The 24,110-nt window shown below is 45.0% G+C and carries 16 protein-coding genes; 7 read left to right on the top strand and 9 right to left on the bottom strand.

Features of this window, described 5'->3' with window-relative positions; genetic code table 11:
* Positions 1-102: 102 nt before the first annotated feature.
* On the bottom strand, positions 103-732 hold the full coding sequence (locus ACHKAR_RS02360; protein WP_395416010.1) for a hypothetical protein: 630 nt from the start codon (positions 730-732) through the stop codon (positions 103-105).
* Positions 733-888: 156 nt separating this feature from the next.
* On the opposite strand from ACHKAR_RS02360, the gene ACHKAR_RS02355 reads away from it, so the two are divergent.
* Positions 889-2,607: a DEAD/DEAH box helicase gene (locus tag ACHKAR_RS02355; protein WP_395416009.1), complete on the top strand. Its 1,719-nt coding sequence runs from the start codon at positions 889-891 to the stop codon at positions 2,605-2,607.
* Positions 2,608-2,956: 349 nt separating this feature from the next.
* Complete coding sequence (locus ACHKAR_RS02350) at positions 2,957-3,199, top strand: cold-shock protein (RefSeq protein WP_159579897.1); 243 nt, start codon at positions 2,957-2,959, stop codon at positions 3,197-3,199.
* Between the two features lie 84 nt (positions 3,200-3,283).
* Here ACHKAR_RS02350 and ACHKAR_RS02345 read toward each other — a convergent pair whose 3' ends face one another.
* Positions 3,284-4,885: an ABC-F family ATP-binding cassette domain-containing protein gene (locus tag ACHKAR_RS02345; protein WP_159579895.1), complete on the bottom strand. Its 1,602-nt coding sequence runs from the start codon at positions 4,883-4,885 to the stop codon at positions 3,284-3,286.
* Positions 4,886-5,258: 373 nt separating this feature from the next.
* On the opposite strand from ACHKAR_RS02345, the gene ACHKAR_RS02340 reads away from it, so the two are divergent.
* Positions 5,259-5,453 (top strand): cold-shock protein, encoded by a 195-nt coding sequence (locus ACHKAR_RS02340; RefSeq protein ID WP_159579893.1) that lies wholly within the window; start codon positions 5,259-5,261, stop codon positions 5,451-5,453.
* A gap of 131 nt (positions 5,454-5,584) precedes the next feature.
* Here the strand turns inward: ACHKAR_RS02340 and floA are convergent, their stop codons facing one another.
* On the bottom strand, positions 5,585-6,481 hold the full coding sequence (gene floA / locus ACHKAR_RS02335; protein WP_395416008.1) for a flotillin-like protein FloA: 897 nt from the start codon (positions 6,479-6,481) through the stop codon (positions 5,585-5,587).
* Positions 6,482-6,757: 276 nt separating this feature from the next.
* On the opposite strand from floA, the gene ACHKAR_RS02330 reads away from it, so the two are divergent.
* Positions 6,758-7,999, top strand: coding sequence for a DEAD/DEAH box helicase (locus ACHKAR_RS02330; RefSeq protein WP_159579889.1), 1,242 nt, complete (start codon positions 6,758-6,760; stop codon positions 7,997-7,999).
* Positions 8,000-8,258: 259 nt separating this feature from the next.
* Here the strand turns inward: ACHKAR_RS02330 and ACHKAR_RS02325 are convergent, their stop codons facing one another.
* Both ACHKAR_RS02325 and smc read right to left on the bottom strand, forming a co-directional pair.
* Positions 8,259-8,825, bottom strand: coding sequence for a type ISP restriction/modification enzyme (locus ACHKAR_RS02325; RefSeq protein WP_395416007.1), 567 nt, complete (start codon positions 8,823-8,825; stop codon positions 8,259-8,261).
* Positions 8,826-8,858: 33 nt separating this feature from the next.
* Positions 8,859-12,383, bottom strand: a complete 3,525-nt coding sequence (gene smc, locus ACHKAR_RS02320) for a chromosome segregation protein SMC (protein ID WP_395416006.1) — start codon at positions 12,381-12,383, stop codon at positions 8,859-8,861.
* A 70-nt stretch (positions 12,384-12,453) separates the two neighbouring features.
* Between smc and ACHKAR_RS02315 the strand changes: the two genes are divergently transcribed.
* Positions 12,454-12,975 carry a hypothetical protein gene (locus tag ACHKAR_RS02315; protein ID WP_395416005.1) on the top strand — a complete coding sequence of 174 codons (522 nt, stop codon included), beginning with the start codon at positions 12,454-12,456 and terminating at the stop codon, positions 12,973-12,975.
* A 63-nt stretch (positions 12,976-13,038) separates the two neighbouring features.
* On the opposite strand, the gene ACHKAR_RS02310 is transcribed toward ACHKAR_RS02315, so the two are convergent.
* Both ACHKAR_RS02310 and ACHKAR_RS02305 read right to left on the bottom strand, forming a co-directional pair.
* The gene (locus tag ACHKAR_RS02310; protein ID WP_395416004.1) at positions 13,039-14,328 is read right to left on the bottom strand and encodes a citrate synthase; all 1,290 of its coding nucleotides are present in this window, start codon (positions 14,326-14,328) and stop codon (positions 13,039-13,041) included.
* A gap of 91 nt (positions 14,329-14,419) precedes the next feature.
* The gene (locus tag ACHKAR_RS02305; RefSeq protein ID WP_159579877.1) at positions 14,420-15,244 is read right to left on the bottom strand and encodes a prohibitin family protein; all 825 of its coding nucleotides are present in this window, start codon (positions 15,242-15,244) and stop codon (positions 14,420-14,422) included.
* A gap of 158 nt (positions 15,245-15,402) precedes the next feature.
* Between ACHKAR_RS02305 and ACHKAR_RS02300 the strand changes: the two genes are divergently transcribed.
* On the top strand, positions 15,403-18,168 hold the full coding sequence (locus tag ACHKAR_RS02300) for a phosphoenolpyruvate carboxylase (RefSeq protein WP_395416003.1): 2,766 nt from the start codon (positions 15,403-15,405) through the stop codon (positions 18,166-18,168).
* A 284-nt stretch (positions 18,169-18,452) separates the two neighbouring features.
* Complete coding sequence (locus ACHKAR_RS02295) at positions 18,453-23,390, top strand: M43 family zinc metalloprotease (RefSeq protein ID WP_395416002.1); 4,938 nt, start codon at positions 18,453-18,455, stop codon at positions 23,388-23,390.
* A gap of 115 nt (positions 23,391-23,505) precedes the next feature.
* Here ACHKAR_RS02295 and ACHKAR_RS02290 read toward each other — a convergent pair whose 3' ends face one another.
* Both ACHKAR_RS02290 and ACHKAR_RS02285 read right to left on the bottom strand, forming a co-directional pair.
* Positions 23,506-23,877 (bottom strand): PIN domain-containing protein, encoded by a 372-nt coding sequence (locus tag ACHKAR_RS02290; RefSeq protein ID WP_395416001.1) that lies wholly within the window; start codon positions 23,875-23,877, stop codon positions 23,506-23,508.
* A complete protein-coding gene (locus tag ACHKAR_RS02285) occupies positions 23,874-24,089 on the bottom strand; it encodes a DUF2191 domain-containing protein (protein WP_159579829.1) in 216 nt (71 codons plus the stop codon). The genes ACHKAR_RS02290 and ACHKAR_RS02285 overlap by 4 nt, the downstream gene beginning before the upstream one ends.
* Positions 24,090-24,110: the final 21 nt, after the last annotated feature.

The following is a 24,110-nucleotide window of genomic DNA, read 5'->3' as shown; positions in this document are numbered from 1 at the left end:
AAGTAACAAAAGAGAGTGTATGCGCGGATTGAAATGAACCCATTTCCTGTGTGATTCTAACTAAATAATTGAATAACCCAACTTATGCCAAGGTCATCGCTATCAGTTGATCATTCCATAGGCAATCAGGCTGCCTTCCAGTGTGTTGGGTGAGTTCGCGTAAGAAGTAGTCATCTTCACCATTCCAATTTTATAAGCAAAGAGGTTGTCATTATATCGAGTGGAATAGGGGTAATCCTTATTCTGGGGTACATATTTACCCTGAAAGTTCAGACATTCAAATGTTCCGGCAGGTACTGTGACCTCTTTGGCGTCTTTCTCCAGGTAATAAAAAGTGGTAAAAAGAGGGGAATCGCTGGGGCCTATTACTCCCTGGTGAGTTGTGCTGTCCAGAGTAAAATAAAGAAATCGGTCTGGATAAGTATATACGGATTGGGCGGAATCAAAGAGGATAACATCGAAATCAAGACCCAGACGTTGACCTGTGAGCTCCATAGCAGTATGACCATCCACTTTTACACTCCCAGTGACCAGGAGGGTGTCTCTGGAGTAAAATGCGCTGTTTCCTTCCGGATCAATTTCATACCAGTCATAAACCCAAAAATTGCCCATTTCCATATGAGTGTAGTTGGAGGCTAATTCCTGATCCACTTCCAGGGTAGGCGAAACAGTATCATGGGTGCAGGCCGAGATCAGAATGCAAAACAGGGAAAGAGTTAGGAGGGATTTCATGTTGATGCTTTTTTCCTTAACGGGGAAAGGCATGTCATATTATGACAGAACCGGGAAAAATGGGCTCAACTCCTTGGCGATTTAAACTAAATAATTGAATAACCCAACTTATACGCTGGTTCTGGCTACCTTTGTGCCTCATTTAACACAATATTTTTGAATAATTTCAGCAAACTAGGACTTTCAGCATCAATTATTGAAGTCCTTGATCAACTTGGGTTTGAGAACCCAACACCTATCCAGGAAAAAGCCATTCCGATGCTCCTTACCCAAAACCCAACCGATTTTATCGGATTGGCACAGACAGGTACAGGTAAAACTGCAGCTTTCGGTTTACCATTGATCGACCTGATCGATGAAAACAATCAAGCCACACAAGCATTGATCATGGCACCTACCAGAGAGCTGGGCCAGCAAACTGGTAAGCAACTCATGGACTTTTCCAGAAACAACAAAGCCATCAATATAGAGGTGGTGTATGGAGGAGCTGCTATCATGAATCAGATAAAAGCGCTCAGAAAACCAACTCAGATCGTCGTAGCCACACCTGGCCGCCTGATCGACTTGATTAAACGTAAAGCCGTCAACCTTGACAGTGTCAAGTATGTGGTGCTGGACGAAGCTGACGAGATGCTCAATATGGGCTTCAAGGAAGATATAGATACTATTTTATCTCATACACTTGACGAAAGGGTGACCTGGCTATTTTCAGCTACCATGCCTGCCGAGATCCGACGTATTGTTAAGAAATATATGGATAGCCCACTGGAAGTTTCAGTGAATAGTGAAGAGAAAAGTAACAAGGACATTACACATCAGTATGTGACCACCAAAACAGGCAATAAAATACCTGCATTGCGACGTTTTCTGGACATGCAGCCTGAAATGAGGGGAATCATGTTTTGCAGAACCAAGCGAGAGACACAGGAAATTGCCGACGACCTGAGCGCCATAGGATATGGTGTGGAAGCACTTCATGGTGATTTGTCTCAGGCGCAGCGAGATGCGGTGATGAAGCGATTCAAAACCCGTTCGATGCAGCTACTCATCGCTACGGATGTAGCGGCAAGGGGAATTGATGTCAATGACTTGACTCATGTGCTTCATCACACCTTGCCGGACCAGCTAGAAAGCTATACGCACCGAAGTGGGCGTACCGGTAGAGCTGGGAAGAAGGGTATTTCCTTAGCTTTTATCAACCCAAGAGAGGGCAGGAGAATAGAAGAGCTTGAAAGGAAGATCAAAGTTAAATTTGAGCGAATCGAAGTGCCCACGCTTGAAGCACTTAAGTCCAATAGAATTCACAACTGGGCCAATTTCATCATCAATACCAAGGTAGATGATCAGGCAGAAGCCATCCTTCAGGACATGCAAGGTCGCTTTGCAGACCTGAGTAAAGAAGATCTCCTGAAGCGTTTGATTACCACGCAGCTGGATCACATAATGAGCCAGAGTGGTGATAGCAACAACCTCAATGAATCCGCAGGCGGACCTCCGGATCAGCGTGATAAGAGCAAATTCCACCGATATTTTGTGAATATTGGGAGTATTGATGGTATGACCAATGCGGATATTATTCACTTTTTGTCTGATGTATCAGGGGTGGATAGGAAGTACTTCGGTGACTTATCATTGCAGAAAAACTGTGCCTACTTCGATGTGGACAGTGGACATGATAAGGGAATGAATCTGAAGTTTGAAGGTGTGGAAATTGAAGGTCGAAGTATTCGTGTCAATAGGGATGATGATGGTGGATTAAGGTCCAAAAGACCATCCGGACCCAAGAAGAGTTACGGATCAGGTGGTGGAGGTGGCGGACGCCGTTCTGCCAGACCAAAGAAGGATTTCGGAAGAAGATCAAGCAGAAGAAGATAAAAGTCTTTGGCGAAAAGGCGTTCCCGACAAGAAGTCGGGAACGCTTTTTTATGCCCTAACCCTGAGTAAATCAATCAGTTGACCCTGAGGAGAAAACTCTGTGGGTAGAACGACTCACGAAACCATCGGAAAAAGTTTATCTTTGCAGTATGAAAGCGGCAACATTTTATGTTGCGGTATCATCGTTTTCATTCAGTTGGGCTCATAAAAAGTTGATTAGCAACAACTTAATACCTTTCTTCTAAAGTACCCATGAGCCCTTTATTTTAATAAGCCTGAATGCTGGACTTACCCGGCACATCCGGGAAGGGATAGGGCAGCATGTTTTACATTTAATATTTCTACAATTATGGCAAGATCACAAAATAGCTTTATCAAAAAACAGAAGGAGAAGAAGAAGCTCCAGAAGAAGAAGGAAAAGCAAGAGAAGAAAAAGGAGCGTCAGGAAAACAATGACAAGGGAGGAACTTTGGATGATATGATTGTCTATGTAGATGAGTTTGGCAACTTCAGTGATGAGCCACCAGAGCCACCAAAAGCCAAAGACAAGAAGAAAGACGATAAGAAAGATGAGAAAAAGGAGGAGAACTAATCGGTTACGTCCACTCACAAAAAAGGCTATTCTAACATTGTTAGAATGGCCTTTTTTTTATCTAAACTCCTTCAGAGCTCTAAATCAAATCAGCTCAGCAGCTCGCTTGCTTTCCAAATACTCATCATAAGTACCTAGCTTATCAATGAAACCATTTGGAGAGATCTCAATGATTCGGTCCGCGATGGTCTGTGTGAAGGTATGGTCATGAGAGGTGAAGAGGAGCGTGCCCGGAAAGTCCTTCAATGAATTATTGAGGGCTGTAATGGACTCCAGGTCCAGGTGGTTGGTTGGATCGTCCAGTACCATCACATTGGCTTCCTGTAGCATCATTCGGCTGAGCATACAGCGTACTTTTTCGCCTCCTGAGAGCACATTGCATTTTTTCAGGGTTTCTTGTCCAGAGAAGAGCATTTTACCCAGGAAGCCCCGTATGTAGACTTCATCCTTTTCTCCTGGAGAGAATTCTCTCAACCAATCGATCAGATTTTCATCACTTTTGAAAAACTCGGCGTTTTCGTTGGGTAGATAGGCAGTTGTTACCGTCTGACCAAACTTAAAAGTACCAGAGTCTGCTTTTGCTTCGCCCATCAAAATCTTAAAGAGGGTAGTGAGCGCCAGGGTATTGTCGCCTACAAAAGCAATTTTCTCCCCTTTGTTGACAAACAAATCGAAATCCTTGAAGAGAGTGTTTCCGTCGATGCTCTTGGTCAGTCCCTTGATTTCCAAAATCTGATCTCCGGCCTCCCGGCTTTGATTGAAGATGATGGCAGGGTATTTCCTATTCGATGGCTGAATGTCATCCACATTGATCTTTTCCAGTAGCTTCTTTCTGGAAGTAGCCTGCTTGGATTTGGAGGCGTTGGCACTGAATCGTGCTATAAACTCCTGTAGTTCTTTCTTCTTCTCCTCAGCTTTCTTGTTGGCTGATGAGCGCTGTGTCAGGGCTAGCTGGCTGGACTCATACCAGAAGGTGTAGTTTCCGGTGTAAATTTTGATGGCACCAAAGTCCACATCTGCGATGTGTGTACATACGGTATCCAGAAAGTGTCTGTCGTGAGAAACTACAATCACGGTATTTTTGAAGTCAAGCAGGTAGTTCTCCAACCATTCAATGGTTTTCAGGTCCAGATCGTTAGTAGGCTCATCCAGGATCAAGATATCAGGATTGCCAAACAGCGCCTGAGCAAGAAGTACCCGTACTTTTTGCTGATTGCTCAGTTCGCCCATGATGCGGTAGTGATCTGCCTCCACAATGCCCAGCCCACTCAATAGTGCAGCAGCGTCGGACTCAGCATTCCATCCATCCATTTCCGCAAAAGCAGCTTCCAGATCAGAGACTCTGTTGCCATCGGCTTCTGAGAAATCCGGCTTGGCATATAGTGCCTCTTTCTCTTTCATGTTGGCCCATAGCTTATCGTGACCCATCATCACTGTGTCCAATACCTGAAACTCATCATACTCAAAGTGATTCTGCTTGAGTACTGCCATGCGCTTCTCTGGCTCTATGTGGACAGAACCAGAATTAGGCGAAATCTCCCCCGAAAGAATCTTAAGAAAAGTGGATTTACCAGCACCATTGGCACCAATGATGCCATAGCAGTTGCCTCCGGTGAATTTTACATTTACTTCATCAAAAAGGACCCTTTTGCCGTACTGAAGTGATATATTTTGAGTAGAAATCATATGCTCCCTTGGTTTTCGAGGTGCAAAAGTAAAGATTCTAACAGCCAAAAACTAAAATTAGCGGTATTCCTGAAATTAATTTAGGCAGACTGTGGGAGAGGCGAGAGGCTTCATTTTTAGCGTTTGGGTGGAAAAGGGGCACTTTTCACCATACCGCGGTATTGAGTTGGATTCCTGTACTTCAGAATGTTTTGAAATAAAAAGTGGCTTCTAATAAATTAAACTATATCTTTGCATCGTAAAGCAGGAGTAAAACTTTACGTATTCAATCCCACACGATTCAATATTTGATCCTTACACCTTCCTTATCGCTCATTTTCGAATAATTGAGCATTCAAAAAAGAAACAATACAATTAATAATAATCTAGTACAATGCAAGAAGGAACAGTAAAATTCTTTAATAACTCCAAAGGTTTTGGTTTTATTAAACCAAATGACTCAAGTGAAGACATCTTTGTACACGAGAGTGGCCTTGTGGATGATATCCGTGAGAATGACAAAGTAAAATTTGATGTAGAAAAAGGAAGAAAAGGAATGAATGCAGTCAACGTAGAGTTGGTTGACTAATTCTCCTCCCAATACATAAAAATGAAAGCCATTGAATATTCAATGGCTTTTTTTGTGCCCTTTTCGTTCTTAGCAGACTGGATTTGAATGGATGGGCAATTCCATTTGATCCATAATGCTAGTCCATTTGATCAATTAGATTGATAGAAGTTCCCCTTTCGGTAAGCTTCTGACAGAGCTGAAGGTATTTCAGACTCAGCTTCTATTACCAGGGCACGGGCTTCCTGTATTTTGGCGAGCATCTCATGCTCGAGTGCCACAGCCATAGCCCTTCTCTCTTCGGCCTTGGCATTGGCAATGACCAAATCTGCCTGTGCCTGATCTATCTGGAGAATGGCTCCGATATTTCTCCCAATGTTAATGTCTGCAATGTCAATGGAAAGTATCTCGAATGCGGTGCCAGCATCCAGCCCATTGTCCAGCACTCTTTTGGAGATTTCCTCCGGCTTCTCCAATACTTCCATGTAGTTGGTGGCTTCACCAATACGAGAGATGATTCCCTGGCCCACTCTAGCCTGTATGGTTTCTTCACCAGCACCACCCACCAATTGCTGAAGATTGGTGCGCACGGTCACCCGGGCCTCCGCAATCAACTGGATACCATCCACAGAAACTCCCGTGATAGCTGGTACTACGATAATATAAGGTGTTACCGATACCTGCACAGCCTCCAGCACATCTCTGCCTGCCAAATCAATGGCCGTGGCTTGCTGGAAGTTCATATTGAGATTGGCTTTATCAGCGACAATTAGCGCTTTAATTACTTTCATGAGATTGCCATGGGCCAGAAAGTGCGTTTCAAGTTTGGCTGTATCTACGTCCTTAATACCAGCCTTGGTGGCCAGGATCAGTGATTTCACAATCAGTGCCGGGGGTACTTTTCGGAAGCGCATAAATACCAGATCCAGGAGATTGACCTGAACTCCTGAGAAAATAGCACTTATCCAAAGACTGATGGGGAAGATGAAAGTAAAGAACCAAAATCCTGCCAATACGGCACCAATGATAATGAGGGTAGTAACTGGCATAAGTAAGGTGCGTAGTGGTTTGGTACGAATGTAGACTTTAACCAGCTTAGTTTGTGGGTTACGCTGGTAAATATTATATCATTCTCAGGTGACCTTCAGCAAGTATAGAATCTGAGTGATGATGACTTTAGTTTTTGATTACACAAAACACATCACGCAAGTCCCAAATTCATTTGAGCAATGTATTGGCACAAAGCGCAAACCATCTCCCTGGTATAGTATGAAAATACAGCCCTGAACTATAAAACACCCTATCTTTGCAGCTTTCACATTGATATGAAGTTTGAAGACTACCGCATCGGGGATGCACTCAAAAGAAGTATAAAGGAGCTCGGTTATAAAAAACCCACGGATATTCAGTTCAGGACCATTCCCGCGGTGCTGAAAGGAGAGGACGTACTGGCCATCGCCCAGACGGGAACTGGTAAGACCGCTGCATTTGCCATACCGGTAATCAGTATGATTGATGAGCGCAAGTCCAGCAAACGTTCTGAGCGGGTGAGTTGTCTCGTCATGGCACCTACTCATGAGCTTGCACTTCAGATCACGAGTGCCTTTGATACTTTAGGCAAATTCACGAAGGTAAAAACACTTTGTGTGCATGGTGGAGTAGAGCAGGAGCCCCAAATAGCCAAACTGGGCAAAGGGGTAGATGTGGTCGTGGCCACTCCGGGCAGGATGTTCGACCTGGTGAGTCAGGGAGCGTTGGTGCTCAAAGATGTGGACACACTGATCCTGGATGAAGCCGATCATATGCTTGATCTGGGCTTTATCAAAGATATACGAGACCTCATGAAGCATCTGCCAAAGAAACGACAGACGTTGTTTTTCTCGGCTACAATCAATCCTGAGATCAAGAAGTTGGCCTATTCATTGGTAACCAATGCCATACGCATACAAGTCTCCCCTAAAGACCCTGTAGCGAAGAACATTGAGCATGCTGTAGGTTTTATTGAAATGGACGACAAGCGCTTCTTTCTGGAGGGATTTATCAACAACCATCCTGAGAGTAAGATGCTGGTTTTCGTGCGAACCAAAGTGCGTGCAGAGCGGGTAAAGAAGGCCCTGGAACGGGTGGGGTTGGAGTCGGATACCATTCACAGTGATAAAGAGCAAAAGGAGCGGGATCAGACCATGAAGAAGTTTCGAAGTGGAGAACTAAAGGTGCTGCTCGCTACGGATATCTCTGCCAGGGGTATCGATATTCCTAATGTGGAGTTTGTGGTAAACTATGACCTCCCTGAGTCATCTGAAAACTACGTACACAGAGTAGGGCGAACCGGACGTGGTACCCAAAAGGGACAAGCCATTTCATTTTGCAGTGCAGAGGAGAAAGCCTTGCTGAAGGAAATCGAAGAGAACCTGGGCAAACCGATCCAGCGGATTGAGATTACCAAAGGGGAGTATCAAAACACGATGGATTTTTCGAAGGAAAACGCTTACGATGTACAATCCCTCATCAGAGAAGCTGAGGCATTTGAGCAGAATCGGAAGAAAAAGAAGAAAAACAAGCGATAAAAAAACCGCTCCATGAAATGGAGCGGCTCATTTATAAATGCTGAATTAGCCTTTTTTGGCTTTCTTTTCTCGCTTCTCAGCTTTCTTCTCTTTTGGAGTTTTGGCCGGTTCCTTTTTTACGCTCTTCTTGGCGTCTTGAGATTTGGACATGGTCGTGTTTTTAAAGTTCAAGGTCCCGTCATTTTCCGGGCGAATGCAATAACGACATTTTTGATATTTGGTTGAAGTGAATGACAGAATATTTCCACCAAAATCCTTCTTATCCCTCACAGATCACATCTATTTCCCTTCTCAAAGTTTTTGTCCTTTCCATAGCATCAAGTAACTCAACATCAATAGAGAGCTCTTTGGAGCCCATCACCGAACCTTGATGCTCCAGAGGTGTGTCTATATTTTCCTGAAGATGTAAAAGCCTCAATTCATTACCTATTCGAATCATCCTCCAAAAGAAAGAGGCATCGGGGGGTGCAGGGATCAAAAAACCCTCATTGGGGAAATCCTTGAACCTCTTTCTGAAAACACTGCTAAACACCATCGCATAGCAGTATTCTATCAAATGATTACTGTGAAATGTCGACCTGAATTCGGGACGGACTTCTGCACTTTCAGCAAAGCAAACCTCGTGACTTGAGGGCTCGGGCGTGTAAATAAGGTCAAGTTGACGGGCAACCAAATTACCCAATGCACTATCACGCTGAGCATGTAGGTTCTCATGGGGCACGTGACCGTGCAGAAGTCCTCCCAGCTGTTGACGAATGGTGGCTCTCATCGGATCACCCGGATCAAGCCAATCGATTTCAGAAGAGTATCCCCAAGATGCTTTCATGCATCAAAGATAACCTGTTGGCTATAAAGCGCTTTATGCCAACTCCCTCAAATCCACTGGCACTACTCTGGATACACCTTGCTCTATCATGGTGATTCCGTAGATCACATCGGTGCTGGCCATGGTTCGCTTGTTGTGGGTGACAATAATGAACTGCGAATCTTTTGAGAACTCGCGAATAATTTGGTTGAATTTATCAATGTTGGCATCATCCAATGGCGCATCCACCTCATCGAAAATACAGAAGGGTGCAGGCTTCAGCAGATAAATGGCAAAAAGGAGTGAGGTGGCTGTAAGTGTTTTCTCACCTCCTGAGAGCTGATTGATGGTGAGAGGACGTTTGCCTTTCGGCTTGGCCATGATCTCAATGGAAGATTCCAGAGGATTATCCGGATCTGTCAGTTTAAGTTCGCAATCATCCTCTTCCGTGAAAAGGGTACGGAAGACCTTGATGAAATTGTCTCTGATCTTATTGAAAGCATCCAGAAAGGTGACCCGGGCCACCTCATCAATTTCACCAATGGTGGTGAGCAGTGATTCTTTGGCTTTGATCAGGTCTTCTTTTTGTTCGGAAATAAAGTCATGACGGGTTTTGATCTCTTCATAGGCCTCCATGGCCATCGGGTTGATGGGCCCCATGTTTTCCAAACGGTTCTTCATTTTATCCACCCGGTCTCTGAGATCTTCCAGTGGCTGATTGAGCAGCTCCTCGTTATCAAAGAGTTCCACCTGCTTCATGTCCAGGTTGAATTCCACCGAGAGGCGATCTTTGATTGAGTTCAGCTGGATCTTGGTTTCATTGAGCTTATTCTGCCACTCCATCAGTACCTGATCCGCAGATTCGCGCATGCGCTGAATTTCACGTACATTTTTCTCAGCCTCATCTATGGCATTGCGCACAGCATAGTAGTCTTTTTCAGCTTCATTGACTCCCATCTCAATGGACTCCTTTTCTTCGTACATGGCCACCAGGTCGTCATCGCTCTCTTCGGATTTTTTCACCAGTTCATTCAGATCCTGGGTAGCTTTTTGTAGCTCCTCAGTGTTTTGCTCTATTCTGGCCGAACTACTGACGAAGGTTTCATCTTTGTGACTAATCTCCTGAGTGATACTATTCACCTTATTTTGCTGGCGGTGATAGAGAACATTCTCCTCATTGTAAGCAGAAGACTTCTGAGCCAGCAGTTCATTCAATTCGTTGAGCTCCTCACGCTTATTGACCACCTGCATTTCCAGCTCCGAGAGAATGCCCGCGGACTGGTCAAACTCCGGCCTGAGGGCGTCTATTTCACTGCCAAGGGTCTCTATGCGCTCTTCTATATCTTCCCGCTTGGTCTCATTGGAGTTCAGCAAATTGCTGTACTGCTCTTGCTTGGTCTGGATAGACACAAAGGTTTCATTGATTCGGTTGATTTCCACCTGAAGTTCCTCCAATAGGCTTGTCTGAGTCGATTTTTTTAGTTGCTCCAGCTCATTGAGATTTTCATTGAGGTTAGATTTGGCCTGTTCCTGTTTCTTAGTCAGGATTTTGATTTCTGCGGCTAATTTCTCCAGATTTTTAGCCCTTCCAATTCGCTTTCCTTCGAAGAGTCCGACGGAGCCTCCGGACATGGAAAACTTCCTTTTGGTGATCTTTCCACTCTTGTCTACAAAAACGACATCATCATCTTCTGTTGATGGAGCTTCATTTTCATAGATGTATACATTGTCCAGCAGATGAGCGATTAATTTGCGGTACTTCTCATCATACTCCACCACCTCCGTTGCAGGGCGGGTATTGGCAAAAATGTGTGCCGAGTTGGCGTGGTATTTCTCCAGCTGATCCAACACGAAAAAATGAGCCCTTCCTCTGGATGAGTCGCTCAGCAGGTTGACAGCCTTAAGCGCATCTTCCCGGGTCTCCACCACATAGTAGTTCATATATGGCTCCAGGAAATTTTCGATACTGATCCTGTATTCTTCAGGACAGGCAATGACATCCGAGAGGAGAGGTGCGTTTTTCCATTGGTTGCTCTTTTTGAGAAACTTGATGGCTTCCGGAAATCCCTCGAGGCTATCTACCAGGGACTTGGTGAGATTATATTCGTTTTGTCTCGAGTCCAGCTTCCGGTTGACCTGTGTGAGTTCCTCACGTATCAGATCGATCCGCTGCTGATTGGATTCTATTTTGTCTTTCAGGGCTGTTTCCTTGGCTTTCAAAGCCTGAAACTCCTCCGTTTTGGCTTCTTTCTCTTTCTGGATTTCAGCCAGCTTTTGGTCAAAGTCCTTCAAACTTTCACTTTGGATCGAAGAATCTTCACGGGATCGGTTGAGTTCACTTTGTAGTGACTTTATCTGTACCTCCTTGATTTCCAGGTCTTTTCCTACCTGATAAACCTGCTCGCGCTTGGTGTTGTATTGTTGATTGTACTCATTCAGGATTTCCTGAGCTTCCTGAGTTTTGGCTTTTTGTGCATCATAGTCGGCCTGGAGCTGCTCTAGTTTATTGCCTATGTCAGAAAGGATCTGACGCGCCTGATCACTTTCTTTATCCAAACTTTTGAGGGAGAACGCTGCCCGTTCATTGCTTAGCTTATCCTGCGAGAGCTGCTCTTGTAGTTTTTCTATCTTATCCTGAAGATACCGCTGCCGCTCATTCTTGATTTTCTTCTCACTCTCATAATTTCTGATTTTACCCACGTGCTCATTGAGCGTCTTCTGCCTGGAAGACAGAAGCTTTTCCTTCCCGATCAATTCGGCCTTGGTTTTCTCCAAATTGGCCTCTTTTTCCAGTAGTTGGGTGTTCAGTGAGTTCTTCCGGTCAGACTCCTCAGTGATTCGTTTTTCTATACTTTCGAATACCGCATTCTGATCTCCGATAGATTTCTTCGCAAGGGCGATGCTGTACTGCTTGTATTCCTCTTTTATTTCATAGTACTTCTTAGCCTGGCGAGCCTGCTTTTCCAGTGATTTGAGGTTCTTATCGATTTCGAAAAGCAAATCTTCTACACGATCCAGGTCGGCATCAGTGTCCTGAAGCTTACGCATGGTTTCCTTTTTCCTGATCTTAAACTTGGAAATGCCAGCCGCCTCTTCAAAAAGGCTCCTTCTGGAATTGTCTTTATCATTCAGGAGGTCATCCACCATCTTCAGCTCAATGATAGCGTAGGTGTTAGAGGCGATTCCCGTGTCCAGAAAGAGGTTGGTAATGTCCTTTAACCGGCAAGGCACGTTGTTGAGCAGGTATTCACTTTCTCCCGAGCGGAAGTAGCGTCTTGTGATCGTGACGTTGGAGTACTCGGTGGGGATCAGGTTTTTGGTGTTGTTGAAGGTGAGCGAAACTTCTGCCAGCTGGGTAGCTTTCCTTGCTTTGGTGCCGTTGAAGATCACATTCTCCATTTTGTCGGACCGAAGGACACGTGTCTTCTGCTCACCAAGCACCCATCTGATCGAATCCACCACATTCGACTTGCCACATCCATTGGGTCCTACGATGCCTGTAATGCCCTCATCAAAATTAATGGTAACTTTATCAGCAAAACTCTTGAATCCCTTTATTTCTAAACGTGTTAATTGCATGAAGTGCTTGTGATGTTGAGCTCGAATGAAGCTAACAAATTTAGAATTAATTTTATATTTTACGACGTATATGGATGATATTCAATTCTGGCTTTACCTGGCATTTGCTGCGATATATTTCATCACCCGAATGATGAAAAAGAAGAACGCCCCGGAACCCACTCAAAGTGCTGAAAGGGAATCGGAACACCCCGAAAGACGTACCCGGCCGGTTTCCTTTGAGGACCTCCTGAAGGAGTTTACAGAGGGCAAACAAGAACCGGAGCCCGAAGCACCTGAGCCTGTAGAGGCTCGGCAGTTGGTCAAGGAGCGGGAGTGGGTGGCTCAGCAAAAGCCAAAAGAATTTGAAGAAGGCCGCACACGCCGATTTGCCGATGAGGAGAGTAGACGCGTCTATGAGGAATCCATCCGATTGGCAGAAGGTTCTGATCTGGAGTTTAAACGTGATGAGCATTTTAAATCTAAAATGCAACGTCAGCAGGATGAGGGTGACCAACAATCGTTGGGTGCTGACATTAAATCCATGCTGCAGGATGCTGATTCAGCTAAGAAAGCGGTCATTCTGAGTGAGATACTCAATCGGAAATATTAAAAGAGAAAGTTAAAATCCCCAAATAAAAAAGCCCTTCAGGAATTTCCTGAAGGGCTTTTGCTTTTATGACCGTTTGGTTACCGGCACATAATCTCTTTCGTTTTCCCCGACATATACTTGTCTTGGTCTTCCGATAGGTTCTTTGTTTTCGCGCATTTCCTTCCACTGAGCAATCCAACCAGGGAGACGTCCCAGGGCGAACATCACGGTAAACATCTCTGCTGGTATTCCCAGCGCTCTGTAGATGATGCCAGAGTAGAAGTCAACGTTAGGGTACAGCTTTCTATCCACGAAGTACTGATCTTCCAGGGCTTCTCGTTCCAGGCCTTTGGCGATATCCAGTACGGGATCATTAACGCCCAATTTCTCCAACACATCATCAGCCGCCTTCTTGATGATTTTGGCACGAGGATCAAAGTTTTTATATACCCTGTGACCAAATCCCATCAGACGGAAAGGATCGTCTTTATCTTTGGCCTTAGCCATCCATTTCTTAGTATCTCCACCATCTGCCTTGATGGCTTCCAGCATTTCAATTACTGCAGTGTTAGCACCACCATGAAGTGGACCCCAGAGTGCATTGATACCCGCTGAAAGCGAAGCATATAGGCTGGCCTGAGAGCTTCCCACAATACGAACAGTAGAAGCGGAGCAGTTTTGCTCATGATCGGCATGTAGAATCAGTAATTTATCCAAAGCTTTCACCACCACAGGATCTACGTTGTATTCTTCAGTAGGTAAGCCAAACATCATTTTCATGAAGTTGGCACAATAATCAAGTCTGTTATCCGGATAAACCACTGGATGACCCATTTGATTTTTGTAAGACCATGCAGCGAAAGTCGGCATCTTAGCGATGATTCTGATGATGCTCAGGTTCACATCGTCACCTGATCTGTTCGGATCAAGACTCTGAGGATAAAAAGCAGTCAGAGAAGTTACCAGAGAGGAGAGCACTCCCATCGGGTGAGCCGTAGAAGGGAAGCCATCCAATAGTTTCTTAATGTCCTCATGCACCAGGGTATGATTGGTGATCTGAGATTTAAAGGCCTCAAACTGAGAAGCTTCAGGCAGGTTGCCATAGATCAATAAATACGCTACCTCAAGGAAAGTAGATTTTTCCGCCAGCTGCTCGATGGGGTATCCACGATATCTCAGGATTCCTTTCTCACCATCCAGGAAAGTAATAGCACTTTTCGTGGATCCGGTGTTTTTGAAACCCGGGTCAATGGTAATGACACCTGACTGTCCTCTTAGTTGACTAATATCAATTGCTTTTTCCTTCTCGGTTCCTTCAATAAGAGGCAGCTCATAACTTTTACCATCTACTTTGATTTCGGCTGTATTCGACATCTGCTTGCGTGTTTATTAATTGCTAGAATTTACTCTAAAATAATTATTTATCCTCATTTAACCCCTGGAGGCACTTTCTGTTTGGCGAAAATTAATTCCCGCCTAAAATTAATGGAAGACCTTCTTTTCCACTACCAATCACGATAACTTTTGAGTTAGGAGAAGTAGAAATATCAATGGTGGCCTCAATGCCTCTCATTTTCAATAGTTCATCCGTCAAACTGCTATTGATAATCTTGTTGGCAACTGCCTCTCCTTCAGCGGCAATTCGCTTTCTCTCAGCTTCACTTTTTTCCTTATCCAACCTAAATTGATAGGCGAGGGCTTCCTGTTCCTGAGTTAGTTTATTTTCGATGGCTAATCTGATTTGCTCTGGAAGTTTGATAGACCTGATCAGCAATGCTCTCATTTCGATGTTATTGCCAGGCGCACCCAGTATGGCATCTGTCTCAGTTTTTATAGAACCCTCTACCTCTGGTCTTTTGGTGGAGTAAATTTCTTCGGCAGTGTATCTACCCATCACCTGTCTTACAGTAGAGCGTACTTCAGGGATGACTAGTCTACGTATATAATCCAATCTAAAAGTCTCATAAATTTCTCCTATGCTGTCGTATACCGGGTGAAATCTCACGGTGATGTCAACATTGATGTTCAAACCATTCTTATCCAGAACATCCATGGTTTCTTCTATTTGGTTTTCAGTCACATCATAGATGTAAGCATCACTCCAGGGCACCTTTCCGTGAAAGCCTGGACCGATAACATTTGATTTGTCAAGTTCACCTGTCAATGTGTTGAAAATGACTGCTCTTTCTCCAGATTTTACTTTATATATTATGCTATTGGAGATGGTGAGTAAAACAATAAGAACGATTGCTGTGATTATAATAAGGGGTAGGTATTTACGATTATCCATTTTGTGGTTTTGGTATAAATGAAACGTAAAGTTAATACGGGGAACCTTATCTATTGGCGAATACCAAGATCTAAAGTAAAATTATTGATTTTTCAAATTATTTTAATTTTCATTGCAAAATATCATGTAATTTGCATCATTTCATAAATAAAATAACAATGAGAGCTACACTGAAGCTATTGAAGGAGACTTTGGGTAAACCATATGAGGACTTAGAGTACCTACTGAATGCCCTAAAAGAGATTTTGTTAGAAAATGGAGAGGAAACCATGGCTTCTCAAATCCCCTGGATTAACGACATCCCGGAGCTGGCTTCTCAGGAACTCACGGAGAAGCACATACAGTTATACTCGCTTGTTTTTCAGCTGGTCAACATGGTGGAAATCAATGGTGCAGTACAGCACAGAAGGAGCCTGGAAGATCAGGACTTGGCCTCCGTGAATGGTTTGTGGGCCAACAATCTACAGAAGCTAAAGGCTCATAATATCGATGAAAGAGACATTGCCATACGTCTTAAGGACATCAGGGTAGAGCCTGTACTTACGGCACACCCAACAGAGGCCAAAAGAGCTACGGTGCTGGAGCACCATCGGGAATTGTATCTACTGATGGTGAACAGGGAGAACTCCATGTACACCAAGAAGGAAATTGCCAACATTCGACATAACATCAAGCAGACACTTTACAGGTTATGGAAAACCGGGGAGATTTTCCTGGAGAAGCCGGATGTACAATCAGAGCTTCGAAACATTATGCACTACCTCATCAATGTGTTCCCTGAGGTAATCCCTGTGATGGATCGGAGAATGATTCAGGCGTGGGAAGATCAAGGGTTTAAAGCCCAAACCATCTATGAACTCAATGCCTGGCCAAAACTTTCATTTGGAGACTGGGTAGGAGGAGACCGGGATGGTCACCCCTTGGTCACAGAGCAGGTAACAGAAGAGACGCTTAAGTCATTGAGGCTCAATGCTATTGTAGTGATCAGGAGAAAGCTTACCGACCTGGTAAGACACCTCAGCTTCACTGCAGAAATGGATGAGGTAAATGCTGACTTAAAGAAGCGAATGCTTCAGATTCAGTCTGAGCTTGGACCAAGAGGGGATGAGGCGTTCTCGAGAAACAGAGGTGAAGCATTCCGACAATTTGTGAATGTACTGATTACCAAACTACCTGTGGACACACGACGTGGACACGCCACCGAGATCATGGAGTATCCCGGATGTTATGTGGAATCCAAGGAACTTTTGAATGATTTGAAGTTGCTTCAAAAGGCGATGGTAGAATATGGTTCTAAATCCATCGCTTATGACGATATACATACGGCGATCAGAAGCGTAGAAACCTTTGGGTTTCACCTGGCCAAAGTGGATGTAAGACAAAATAGTGCGTTCCATGATAAAGCCATGCAGCAGCTTTTGGAAGCCGCGGGTTTTGAGAAAACCAATTACCCTGAGTGGAGTGAAGAGGAACGAATTGAATTCATCAATCAGGAATTGAAATCCAACAGACCTTTTACCCACCAGAAAATCAAACTGGGACCCAATGCCGAGGCTGTGGTTAATTGCTACCGGGTATTGGAAAGTCATATCTCCAAATACGGAACAGATTCCATTGGATCATTGATTGTGAGTATGACCAGGAGTGTTTCTGATTTGCTGTTGGTTTATCTTCTCGCCAGAGAAGCTGGTCTCACCAGACAAACCAAGGAAGGCCTGGTGTCAGAGCTGCCGGTGGTGCCGCTTCTGGAAACCATTGAGGATCTGGAAAATGGACCTGACATCATGAGGGGATTTTTGCAACATCCATTCACCCAGCGCAGCCTGAATCACTTCAAGCAAAAAGAAGAACTGGATAAACCAGTGCAGCAGGTGATGGTGGGCTATAGCGATAGCAACAAGGATGGCGGGATTATGGCCAGCCAATGGAACCTTTATAAAGCACAATCCAGATTGTATGAAACAGGGAAGAACTTTGATGTGAAAATTAGATTTTTCCACGGTAAAGGAGGCTCTATCAGTCGTGGTGCTGGCCCTACACACTATTTTATCAACTCGCTCCCACACTCAAGTATCGGAGGAGACCTGAGGCTCACGGAGCAGGGAGAAACCATTGCTCAAAAGTATGCGAACAAGGTCAATGCTGAGTATAACATTGAATTGTTGATGGCCAGTACGGCGGCCACGGCTATACTTAGTCAGTTTACGGAGCGTAAGCCACATCCGCTGGCGCATGTACTCCAAAAGCTGGCTGACGACAGTAAAACGCATTATGAAAACCTGATGCGGGAAGATGGGTTTATCCCATATTTCAGAGAAGCCACGCCTATTGACGCAATTGAAACAAGTAAAATTGGGTCAAGACCAGCCAAGAGAACGGGAGCCAACTCGTTGGAAGACCTCCGGGCCATTCCCTGGGTATTCTCATGGAGCCAGTCGCGCTACAATATGACCAGCTGGTATGGTTTGGGTACTGCCCTGAGTGAGTTGAGGGACAAGGACAATAAGTCTTATGAAGAATTCAAAAAGGTCCTGGTCTATGATCCGTTTATCAGGTACGTACTCACCAATGTGGATACCAGTTTGGCTGCGACTGACGAAGAGGTGATGACCGAATATGCCTCACTGGTCAGCGACACGAAACTCAGAGATAAATTTCTTAACCTTTTCCTGGGAGAATTGGCACTCACCAGAGAGATGCTCATGGATCTGCTCGGAAAGGACATTGAGAAACGAAGGAAGAATCATTATTATTCCAATCAGCTCCGAGCTTCGCTCATGATGTATTTGCACAAGCGCCAGGTGAAATTGCTGGCCAAGTGGAGAAAGGAAAAGGCTGCCAACGATCCGGCTGCTGAGATCACTCAGACGCAGCTGATGCTTACCATCAATGGTATAGCATCAGCCATGAGAAACACAGGTTGATCAAACATACCACAAAGAATCAAAAGAGCGCCGCAGCAATGTGGCGCTTTTTTTTTGAGTCGTTTTTCGGAGGATTTCCTGCAAAAGCGGCTCTGAATAGCTAACATCAGGTAATTATTAAGCGCTAAAAAGGAAAGACCCATACTTTTCAGGAGAGCACTAAAATCCTTTAACCGCTCTTTCAAATCAACTTTTTGCCATTTATCAAAAAATCAAACCGGCGTTCCAACGGAATGATTTCACAGCGTGTATTTGCTTGATTAACAACCATAAATTAATCCAATATGAAACACGTATGCATGATTGTTTTACTCACCATTTTATGCAGCCACTACACTCTAATATATGGGCAAAATCCTTTTGATCAACCCCGGGCATATCCCATTCCGATCGATCAAAACAAATCGGGATCACGAGCTCCTCTGGATACTCAAGAGGAAACCAAACAGGGTCATTCCTTTTTGCAGCCACAAAACGGCCCGATGATTCCGGGTTTCCAGAATGCACAAAGTAACCTATTTCAATCGGATGGAACCTCACCACAGATTAGAACCTGCTTTACTGTAGAAAACGAGCAGAAGTTGAGGGAAAAGTATGCAGGTAGGTTGTCTACTGACGATTTTGAAGCACGGCTTTCCAGGCAACTCGCCTTGTCAAGAATGTCTGCTGATCCTGAGACCATTTATCAAATTCCCACCATCGTTCATGTGGTCCACAGCGGCGAACCCCGAGGTACCGGGTCCAATATCAGTCGGGAGCAGATTATGTCGCAGTTTGATGTCCTTAATGAAGATTTTAGGAGATTGGGTGCCGGATACAACGAACATCCTGACGGAGCGGACATCAATATAGAGTTTGTACCCGTTCTGACTGATCCTTATGGCAACCTTCTGGAAGAGCCGGGTGTTGATCGCATTTCTGGTTATAGTTCCTCTTACAGTTATACAGTGATCGAGGAAGAGTTAAAACCCAATACCCAATGGGATCCCTATCGCTTCTTTAATATTTGGGTACTCGACTTTGGTGGCTCAGGCTTACTGGGATATGCCCAGTTTCCTAACCTATCCGGATTAGACGGGCTTCCTGAGGATGGCTTTGATTTCACTGATGGTATTGTAATCGGCTACCAATTTTTTGGGCGTACAGGTCAGGTATCTGCCCCCTTTGATCTGGGGAGAACGACCACCCATGAAGTTGGCCACTGGCTCGGTCTTCGCCACATCTGGGGCGATGGAGGTTGTGATATGGATGACTACTGTGAAGACACGCCTGTCGCAGACGGTCCCAATCGATCGTGCGAGACCAGAGACAGCTGCCCGGGAGGCGGCCCTGATATGATTGAAAACTACATGGACTACAGTACAGATGGCTGTATGAATATTTTCACTAAAGATCAGCGCATGCGTATGCGAACGGTCATGGAGATGAGCCCTATGCGGAATGCGCTCATTGTTTGTCAGCTTGCACCACCCGCTGTAGCAGGGAGCAACACGGCTGAAATGCCGCTTTCGTGGTATGAATATACCGCTGCAGATCATGAGGTGGTTACAATATCCTCAATGGGGGCCATCGTAGATACCAAGCTTTCGCTGTTCAGGGAGTGTCATACACTGCCGATTAGTGAAAGTGATGATGCTTATGGTACGCAGCAGTCGGAGCTTTCTATTGTACTTCAGGCTGGAGAAACCATCAAAATCCTTTGGGAGAACAGACAATTTGACCCGTTCACCTGGCAATTGACTACTAGTACTCCCGAAGAAGGAGCTGCTTGTGGGGTGGCTGCCATGGCGCTGGAGGGCAATAATACGCTTCCGACCACCTCTTTGGGAACCTACTGGTATCGGTTTAGTCCGGATGCGGACCATCAAAAAATCACCATTTCAGCTGGCGATATGAGCTTTAATGTGTACGGAAATGACTGCAATCAACTCAAATATATTAAGGGTGGAAGGGGCATGCTGACCGTGTTTGATGTAAGTGCCGATCAGAGCCTTTATATATCGTTTGAGCCTCAGGGTGGCAATGTAGACTGGACACTTCACACCACCTCCATCAGGAGCGGTGAGGCGTGCAGTGATGCGGTCAACGCCACGGAGGGACAAAACATCATTCCATATGATGCTCCGTTTGAGTATTGGTACACCTTCACAATGCCTGCTACTGGGAACCTTATCTTGCACAGTGCAGAAACCTCAACCGAATCAGTTGACTTAAAGGTCTTCAATGAATGCGGTGGCTTTCTACTGGGGAGTACAGCCGGTGACGGGGTGGAGCTTACTACAGCTTTAGAAGAAGGTGAAACTGTTAAAATAGTATGGGAAAGTACCTCAGCAGTAGCTGGTTATGAGTGGGTGCTGACAGCTTCACCCTTCGAAAATGGTGAGGTGTGTTCAGTCGCCAGGGAGGTTCAGGCAGGATTAAACCATACTGATGGAGCACCACAGTGGTTTAGCTTCACTACCACCAAACATAGTAATCTGGTTATCAGCTCTATAGGGCTAACAGATGTGAATACACATCTGATGATCAAGCGGGAATGCGATGGTCAGATTTTTATGGATAATGATGAGGGGCATGATACCCATTACGATTTCTATGATCAGGCACAGCTTGTTTTGTATGGGGTGCAGGCGGGAGAAACCTTTTATATTTTATGGTCAGAGAAATGGTCTTACGAAGGATTTGACTGGACCATAGAAGAAATTGACCCCCTTCCGGGAGACAACTGCGGTACCGCTGTTCAAGCCCATACCGGAACTAATCAGGTGACAGTGGATCGGGATCACTACTATTTTGGACATTTATATTGGAATAAATATACCGTTCCTGCCAATGGAAAAACCATTACAGCCTTCAGTAGTGAGCCGGTGGAGATGGCCATTTTTGTCAATAATGATTGCCAGCGATTTAGTTGGGTAGATAGCGGGCAGGGAAAGGGACGTGCTGTTGATCTTCCTGCCGGAACAGAGCTCGTGTTTATCTGGAGTCTTGACTACTTCAATGAAAACTTCACCTGGGAGTTAACTGTAGAGAATATCCAGGCGGGTGATCATTGTGAACACCCAATCAGCGCCGTGAAAGGGGACAATATTTCGGAGAGCGCTCCTGTTTGGTATGACTATCAAATGGCAGAAGATGGAAGTTTGAAAGTATCCTATCAGGGTGATTATATCGATGGCAGTCCTTTTGTCGCTATCCTGGATGGTTGTACCAACGCCGACCTTCTTTATAGCGGAGTGGGGGAAGCATTTGTGTCCGGACTATCCAAGGGGCAGGAGGTATCCATTTACTGGTCAATTAACTATCCTTTTCCGGGAATTAAGTGGAAACTGGAGGAAATCCCGGTTCGGCAGGGTGATCGATGTGAAGACCCACTGGTGGCAAGCTATGGACTGAACCATGCAGAGTATGCTACTCAATGGTTTACCTATACCGTGGAGACTGCCGGGAACTACACCATTTCATCTATGCCGTTTACTTACTCCAATACCCTGCTATCAGTGTACGATGGTTGTGATGGAAATTTACTGGCAAGCAATGACAACATATTGGTGCTGGATGATTGGATCGAATATTTTCAAAGCAGTGTAACGCTTGAAAACCTGGAGGTTGGTCAAACTCTGCTGATCAAATGGGACGGAGCGTACTCTTATGAGGCTTTTAATTGGGAAATTGTTACAGATCAGCCGAGACAAGGGGATTCGTGTGAAGATCCACTATTGGCTGTAGAAGGGGTCAACAATGGGATGAGGCCAATGCCCGCATGGTTTACTTTCACCATGCCTGAAACTAACTCATTTTCAGTGAGTTCAGTTGGCTACACATCAAATGATACTTATGTGGAAATCTATGATGCATGTGATGGTGAACTCATTGCTTACAGTTATGATTATGGTGGTGATCCTCAGAGCTTTGCCTACCTGCCTGAACTAGAGGCAGGTCGAACTGTCTACATCAGGTGGGCGAACAGCATGAACTCTGCCCAGTATTCCTTTGACTGGAGGTTATTCGTGGGAGATCCAGAGCTAGGTATTTTCTGCGAGTCTCCTGATCAGGCCCATGAAGGCGTGAATACCGTGCCAGACTATGTGAGCAATTTCTACTGGTTTTCATATACGATGCCAGAGGACGACAAAAAGCTGGTGGTCTCCAGACTGGACCTTTCCACAGCACGCTACCGCACCATAGGTGTGACTCCTGAGTGTAGCACATTGAGCAGCTATGCCATCAGTGAAGACCGGGTGGAGGTGAAAGGACTCATGGCTGGAGATGAAGTGTTGATCTTTTTTGGTGAGTTAATCGATGGAACCCGCCCAGGCTTTGACTGGGGTCTGGAGGTTGTGGAGATGGAAAGTGGCGACCATTGCGATACTGCCATGGAGGTACTTCCTGGATTATATGAGTTTAGAGGTGCTCCAAAATGGTACGAATATACCTTGCCAAAAGCCGGTGATGTCACTTTGACTTCTATCGGTTTGAATAATGTATCATATGCCAACTCATACATTGAAGTGTATGACGCATGTGATGGAAATTTGATAGCAGCTAATGATGACCCAGAGAATGTAGCGGTTCACAGCATGGCTGAAGTGATCATAGAAGACCTGGAAGCAGGGCAGAAGCTTTTGATCAAGTGGGGTAGCGAACCTTTTCAAACTGACTTCAACTGGATGCTAAGTGTGGCCGCTGACAATGAGGCTCCTACGCTTGCTGATCATCACTTTTCCTTGTCAAAATTCACGACAGGGCATCTCATAGGCACACTATCGGCGGAAGACCCTGATGATGATGAGCTTATTTATCAGATCATCAATGGCAATGAGGATGGTGCCTTTTCACTGTCCAATACAGGGGAATTCAGGATCGCTGATGTCACCAAATTACCTGCAGTTGGAGGAGAAAGAACGCTAACTGTGAGTGTATCTGATCGCATAGCCCAACCCGCCGAAGCCACGCTCACCATCGATATGGTGCTGGCTGTTGAACAGCAACATGCGGGGGTTGTGGTGTTTCCTAACCCGGCTACAGACAGATTGTATTTAAGACTGGCAAGTCAGGTCAAGGTCTATGAGAGCTATTTTGTTGATTTGACAGGGAGAATAGTCCGGGTAAATAATGCCAGGGAAACTGAAATTTCCCTACTTGGCCTAGGGCAGGGTATCTATTTCTTAAAGTTGCAAACCACTAATGGACCCGTTGATTTTAGGGTAATAGTGAAATAGTACCTACGAGCATTGATTCCTACAAAAAAGACCGGCAATGCCGGTCTTTTTATGGGTTATTTCTGGATACAGAAGATTCAGATTCTTCACGCCATTTGCAGCCCAAAACCTTCCGTTACCGGGTCAGGCTATCCGCCGCTTCACCCAGCTTTTTGTCCAGGGTCCAAAGGGCAAGGTCATTGCGAAGGGCGGCCGCCAGAATATAGCAATCAATCAATCCAATCCCGTGGGCATAAAACTTATGTTCATTCGAGAGATTTCCTGCATGAATGAATAAATCAGTCTCGTCTACTGCAGGCAGGTTTTCCCAAAGGGTGATAACCAGTTCTCTCTCTCTTTTGTTCTTTACACCCTGCAAAAGCTCACCAAAGACTGCACTTACGGCATATATTTCCTTCCTTTTCAAATAGGATTTCAGGATGGCCGTGAGATCCGAATCTGAGTTCCTGAGGAAAGAAATCCAAACCGAGGTATCCACCAAAATCATCTGTTTCTGTTCAGGTTGCGGATACCATAGGCTGCCATGTCTTCATTGAAGACAAAAGGTTCTTTCTCAACTTCATCAATTACTTTATCGATGTTCTTGTTTCGGAGGTACTCTTTGAGTGCAATGGTGATGCTATCGGTGATGTTTCTCCCACCGGTAGCTTCCTTGATTTTATCAATCAAATCGTCTTCTATGAGTGCTGTGACTTTCATGATCGTATAGTTTATCGTACA

The organism is Marinoscillum luteum, from assembly GCF_044005705.1.
GTDB classification, from domain to species: domain Bacteria; phylum Bacteroidota; class Bacteroidia; order Cytophagales; family Cyclobacteriaceae; genus Marinoscillum; species Marinoscillum luteum.
Note: the sequence above shows the minus strand (reverse complement) of the source record. Positions and strands in the feature narration are given on the sequence as shown.

Coding starts and splice junctions, on each gene's coding strand:
- ACHKAR_RS02345 (WP_159579895.1), bottom strand. CDS start 4,885: ATGATTTCTACTCAAAATATATCACTTCAGTACGGCAAAAGGGTCCTT.
- ACHKAR_RS02340 (WP_159579893.1), top strand. CDS start 5,259: ATGCAAGAAGGAACAGTAAAATTCTTTAATAACTCCAAAGGTTTTGGT.
- ACHKAR_RS02305 (WP_159579877.1), bottom strand. CDS start 15,244: ATGGATAATCGTAAATACCTACCCCTTATTATAATCACAGCAATCGTT.
- ACHKAR_RS02350 (WP_159579897.1), top strand. CDS start 2,957: ATGGCAAGATCACAAAATAGCTTTATCAAAAAACAGAAGGAGAAGAAG.
- ACHKAR_RS02300 (WP_395416003.1), top strand. CDS start 15,403: ATGAGAGCTACACTGAAGCTATTGAAGGAGACTTTGGGTAAACCATAT.
- floA (WP_395416008.1), bottom strand. CDS start 6,481: ATGCCAGTTACTACCCTCATTATCATTGGTGCCGTATTGGCAGGATTT.
- ACHKAR_RS02290 (WP_395416001.1), bottom strand. CDS start 23,877: ATGATTTTGGTGGATACCTCGGTTTGGATTTCTTTCCTCAGGAACTCA.
- ACHKAR_RS02295 (WP_395416002.1), top strand. CDS start 18,453: ATGAAACACGTATGCATGATTGTTTTACTCACCATTTTATGCAGCCAC.
- ACHKAR_RS02310 (WP_395416004.1), bottom strand. CDS start 14,328: ATGTCGAATACAGCCGAAATCAAAGTAGATGGTAAAAGTTATGAGCTG.
- ACHKAR_RS02315 (WP_395416005.1), top strand. CDS start 12,454: ATGGATGATATTCAATTCTGGCTTTACCTGGCATTTGCTGCGATATAT.
- ACHKAR_RS02360 (WP_395416010.1), bottom strand. CDS start 732: ATGAAATCCCTCCTAACTCTTTCCCTGTTTTGCATTCTGATCTCGGCC.
- ACHKAR_RS02285 (WP_159579829.1), bottom strand. CDS start 24,089: ATGAAAGTCACAGCACTCATAGAAGACGATTTGATTGATAAAATCAAG.
- smc (WP_395416006.1), bottom strand. CDS start 12,383: ATGCAATTAACACGTTTAGAAATAAAGGGATTCAAGAGTTTTGCTGAT.
- ACHKAR_RS02330 (WP_159579889.1), top strand. CDS start 6,758: ATGAAGTTTGAAGACTACCGCATCGGGGATGCACTCAAAAGAAGTATA.
- ACHKAR_RS02325 (WP_395416007.1), bottom strand. CDS start 8,825: ATGAAAGCATCTTGGGGATACTCTTCTGAAATCGATTGGCTTGATCCG.